1 protein-coding gene is annotated in these 1,169 nt (G+C 46.4%); it reads left to right on the top strand.

All coding sequences use genetic code 11. The features are described 5' to 3' along the window. Positions 1-75: 75 nt before the first annotated feature. The coding region (locus tag M9196_RS23220) for a flagellin (protein ID WP_250619874.1) at positions 76-1,169 on the top strand (1,094 nt) is incomplete at its 3' end.

Genomic DNA, 1,169 nt, shown 5'->3' with positions numbered 1-1,169 from the left:
TAACTTTGAGAGAACTACTTGGTTTTCCGAGACGTCGGAAACCGCTACACCGGAAAATCAATTGGAGAAACAACAATGGCAGTGAACGTAAATACTAACGTATCGGCAATGACCGCTCAGCGTTACCTAAACAATGCAAGTCAAGCGCAAGGGACGTCAATGGAGCGTTTGGCTTCTGGTTCTAAAATCAACAGCGCAAAAGACGATGCTGCGGGTCTACAAATTTCTAACCGTTTGAACGTACAAAGCCGTGGTCTTGACGTTGCAGTGCGTAACGCGAACGATGGTATCTCGATTGCTCAAACCGCTGAAGGCGCGATGAACGAGACGACAAACATCTTGCAACGTATGCGTGACTTGTCGCTGCAATCTTCAAATGGTTCTAACTCAAAATCTGAGCGCGTTGCGATTCAAGAAGAAGTCACAGCGCTAAATGATGAGCTTAACCGTATCGCAGAAACCACATCTTTTGGTGGTAACCGCCTATTGAATGGTACGTACGGTACACAATCATTCCAAATTGGTGCGGATAATGGCGAAGCAGTGATGCTTAACCTTAATGACATGCGTTCTGATAACGTAAGAATGGGTGGCACAAGTTACCAAGCAGGCGAAGCTAAAGATAAAGACTGGAGCGTAGCGGCAGGTTCTAACGAGCTAAACATCACGCTTACCGATAACTTTGGTGAAGAGCAAAACATTGCTATCACAGCAAAAGCCGGCGATGACATTGAGCAGTTAGCGACGTACATTAATGGTCAAACTGACCTAGTAAAAGCGTCGGTCAACGAAGATGGTCAGCTGCAAATGTTTGCAGGCACGAACAAAGTTGACGGTGAAGTGTCGTTTGGTGGTTCACTAGCGGGCGAGCTAGGTATGCAAGACGGCCAAGCGGTAACGGTAAATACGATTGACGTGACAAGCGTCGGTGGCGCACAAGAGTCGGTTGCTATTATTGATTCTGCACTTAAGTATGTTGATAGCCACCGAGCAGAGCTGGGTGCCTTCCAAAACCGCTTTGACCATGCAATCAATAACCTCGATAACATTAACGAAAACGTTAACGCATCGAAGAGCCGTATTAAAGATACTGACTTCGCGAAAGAGACAACGGAGATGACGAAGAACCAAATTCTTTCTCAAGCTTCAAGCTCAATCCTCGCGCAAGC

Source organism: Vibrio methylphosphonaticus (assembly GCF_023634655.1).
Classification (GTDB): domain Bacteria; phylum Pseudomonadota; class Gammaproteobacteria; order Enterobacterales; family Vibrionaceae; genus Vibrio; species Vibrio methylphosphonaticus.
Note: the sequence above shows the minus strand (reverse complement) of the source record. Positions and strands in the feature narration are given on the sequence as shown.